The 3,609-nt window shown below is 55.0% G+C and carries 6 protein-coding genes; all 6 read right to left on the bottom strand.

Annotated features, from left to right (window positions below; genetic code table 11):
• Positions 1 to 467: M67 family metallopeptidase (locus tag ACOSYY_RS10780; RefSeq protein ID WP_421662358.1), on the bottom strand; the 467-nt coding region annotated here is incomplete at its 3' end.
• 9 nt (positions 468 to 476) lie between these two features.
• Positions 477 to 1,280: a molybdopterin-synthase adenylyltransferase MoeB gene (locus ACOSYY_RS10785; RefSeq protein ID WP_421662360.1), complete on the bottom strand. Its 804-nt coding sequence runs from the start codon at positions 1,278 to 1,280 to the stop codon at positions 477 to 479.
• 77 nt (positions 1,281 to 1,357) lie between these two features.
• Entirely contained in the window at positions 1,358 to 1,597 is a 240-nt protein-coding gene (locus ACOSYY_RS10790) for an NIL domain-containing protein (RefSeq protein WP_421662361.1), read from the bottom strand.
• Between the two features lies 1 nt (position 1,598).
• Entirely contained in the window at positions 1,599 to 1,871 is a 273-nt protein-coding gene (locus ACOSYY_RS10795; protein WP_421662362.1) for a MoaD/ThiS family protein, read from the bottom strand.
• The gene (gene thrC, locus ACOSYY_RS10800; protein ID WP_421662363.1) at positions 1,868 to 3,118 is read right to left on the bottom strand and encodes a threonine synthase; all 1,251 of its coding nucleotides are present in this window, start codon (positions 3,116 to 3,118) and stop codon (positions 1,868 to 1,870) included. The genes ACOSYY_RS10795 and thrC overlap by 4 nt, the downstream gene beginning before the upstream one ends.
• Before the next feature lie 23 nt (positions 3,119 to 3,141).
• Positions 3,142 to 3,609 (bottom strand): ThiF family adenylyltransferase (locus tag ACOSYY_RS10805; protein ID WP_421662364.1); only part of this gene is annotated, 468 nt, incomplete at its 5' end.

A 3,609-nucleotide genomic window follows, 5' to 3' on the forward strand; every position in this document is an offset into this window, starting at 1 on the left:
ATCCAATATGTTTTGATGTCCGGCTCGCTGTTCATGAGTGAGACCAGGAGATAGGCGGGAAGGGGCAGGTTGATCTTGGGCCAAATCTCCTCGTAGTCGGTGGCAATTTTGATATCGGTGACGGACGGGTGGGCCGGGTCGTGGGGGTGCGAATGATAGACGACTTGGAGATCGAGTCCGTTATTGCGCATGTCCTTCTTGGCGGCTGAGAAATCCTGCATGTCCATGACAAAAGCAATTTCCGCGCGCTCAGTCGGCGATAGGCGCTCAAGATGCGCGATCTTTGCCGCATCGAATGACGACAGGTTTTGCGCGCCTTCCATTGCGACGATGTTCTTAATGCGATAGAGACGGCTGACGATCCCATCGGTTCCGGCCAGTAATCCGCAACATTCGTAAGGAACGAGTTGCTTTGCATGGTCGATGATATCGTCGAGGATATGTTGTGGAATAACCAAGTCAGCCACGATAGTCCATTAGATGGTGCAGCTGACCGCGTAATCCAGGCTCAAATCCTTGATTTTCGGATGAGGCCCGCAGAGGGGACAGGCCGAATCTTTAGGCCGGTTCACTTTCCGAAATTTCATATCCAGTGCATCGTAGATCAACAGTTTATCGGCGATCGTCTCTCCGATGCCGAGGATTTCCTTGATCGCTTCCGATGCCTGAAGAATTCCCATCGTGCCGGCAAGGACGCCAAGCACCCCGGCTTCTTGGCAATTCGGCACCAGCCCCGCCGGCGGAGGCTCGGGATAGAGGCAGCGGTAGCAAGGATAGCCTTGGTGCGGTTTGATCGCCGTCAGCTGACCCTCGAACCGAAACATGCTGGCGGAAATCAGCGTTTTCTTGGCGAAGAAACAAGCGTCGTTGACTAAAAATCGCGTCGTGAAGTTGTCCGATCCGTCCAGCACGATATCGTATTGCGAGACGAGGGGAAGGATATTTTCCGCATCGACCAGCTGATGATGGGTGTTGATGGTAATTTCAGGATTGATGGCCGACAAGGTTTTCTTACCGGAGGCCACCTTTGGCTGCCCGAGCGTCGCGGTCGAATGCATGATCTGTCTTTGTAGATTAGAGAGGTCAACGACATCCCCATCGACTAAGCCGATTGTCCCAATGCCGGCGGCGGCGAGATACAGACCGGCCGGAGAGCCAAGGCCGCCTGCGCCGATCAGCAAAACTTTGGCCTGGCTGAGTTTCAGCTGACCTTTCCCCCCAACCTCTTGAAGGATGATATGCCGGCTATAACGTTGGATTTGTTGTTCGGTGAGTTCCATGCTGTTCCCGTTAATCGTGATTCGTGAAATCGCGTTTATTGCCTCGATTAACGATTTCCGTGTAACGAGTAACGCTCTTACTCCACGACGTTCAATTCAATCGGATCGACGACACAGCCTTTAGCTCGCAGTCCGGCGACGGCCCGTTCAATTTCTACTGTATCTCCGGAAAGCTCCACATCCGCCCAGCCTGTGGTATCGCGAACATCGGCTCGTCGGACATCGGTCACGACATTATACTCGCGCCCGATTTGATAGATAATCGGCTCTCTGATCTTGTCTTCAGGAAAACGAATATGGAAGCGCAAGTGTGCCATGCTATCCTCCCGCGATCGCCGGGACAATGGAAACCTCATCGCCATCCTTGAGGGGCGTGTCTTTCCCCTTGAGGAAACGAATGTCTTCTTCGTTGACATAAATATTCACGAAGCGACGGAGCTCTCCTGTTTCATCGCACAGGCGATCTTTGATGCCGGGATGTGCGCCATTCAATGCCTCGATCATTTCCACCACGCTGCCGGCTTTTGTCTCGACCTCGCCCTGGCCTTTGGTCAGGGGGCGAAGCGGAGTCGGAATACGAACTTTAATCATGCGTCACCACCACCGTTCTTTCCCATTTGAAACGTCTTTTCGAAGTCCACCAAGCTGGGTTGAATGCGTACCGGGCGACCGACCGAATCGATCACCGCTTCCTGGGTCTTCAGGCCGTTGCCGGTGACATAGGCCACCGTCACCTCATCTTTTTTGATCACCCCTTGCTTGACGAGCTTCTTGAGCACGCCGATCGTGACGCCTCCGGCTGTTTCCGCGAAGATGCCTTCGGTTTGAGCCAGCAGTTGAATACCTTCAACCACTTCCTCGTCCGTCACCATGTCCATGGATCCATGACTCTCGGCGGTCGCCTTGAGCGCATAGTACCCATCGGCAGGATTGCCGATGGCAAGGGATTTGGCGATCGTCTGTGGTTTCACCGGCTTGAAGAAATCGCGTCCCGCCTTGAATGCGGTCGAGATCGGTGAGCAGCCTTCCGCTTGGGCGCCGTTGATCTTCGTGCGAACGCTGTCGATGAGGCCCAAGGCCTTCATCTCATGCAGACCCTTCCAAATCTTGGTCAAGAGGGAACCCGAAGCCATCGGAATGACGACTTGGTCCGGTGTTTTCCATCCCAGTTGTTCCACGGTCTCAAATGCAAGGGTCTTGGAACCCTCGGCATAGTAGGGGCGGATATTGATATTCACGAACGCCCAGCCATGTTCTCCCGCAATCTCGCTGCAGAGCCGGTTGACATCGTCGTAGGTGCCTTCCACCTCGACGACGTGCGGTTTATAGATCAGGTTGCCGAGCACCTTCGCCGCTTCAAGGTCTCCCGGAATGAATACATAGCAGTGCAGATTGGCGGAGGCAGCGTGGGCCGATACGGAGTTCGCCAAGTTGCCGGTCGACGCGCAGGCCACCGTTTCGAAGCCGAGTTCACGCGCGCGTGTGAGGGCAATGGCGACGACACGATCTTTAAACGACAAAGTCGGGTGGTTGACGGTGTCGTTTTTAATGTAGAGCTCGTCGAGCCCGAGATACGCGCCGAGGTTCTTCGCCCGCACGAGCGGCGTGAATCCTGCGTGCGGTCCCACGAAGCTCGTACCTTCGACCGGCAGCAGGTCCAGGTAGCGCCACATGCTGTGCGGTCCGTCCTCGATCTTCTTACGCGAAATAGTCTTTTTGATCTCGTCGTAGTTGTACTTCACCTCAAGGGGGCCGAAGCACATTTCACAGACGTGGATCGCCTTCGTCGGGTATTCCTTACCGCACTCGCGGCAAACCAGCGCTTTCATTTTGCTCATCGTGGTACCACCTTATCACACCCCTATGCCGATGGACGCATGGCGCATCCGGCATAGGGATCTCCATCGTCGAACAGCTCGGTAATCGTCGGATGTTCTCCGCAGAGCGCGCAATTCGGGTTACGGCGGACTTTGATTTCTCGAAATTGGGTGTTGCGCGCATCGAAGTCGAGCAGACGGTCTGTCAGCGGCCGTCCGATCCCTAGCACCAGCTTCAATGCTTCTGTCGCCTGAATCGTTCCGATAATGCCCGCCAACACCCCGATGACTCCGGCTTCTTGACAGGAGGCAACCAAGCCGGGCGGCGGAGGTGTCTTGAATACGCAACGATAACAAGCCGATTTCTTTGGAATGATGGTCGTGACACGTCCGTCGAATCGCAGAATGCCGCCATGGACCAGCGGCTTGCCGGCAAAAAAACAGGCGTCGTTGATCAGAAACTTCGCCGTAAAATTATCGACTCCGTCGATCACGACATCATAATCGCCGAA

The organism is Nitrospira sp. BLG_2, assembly GCF_049222245.1.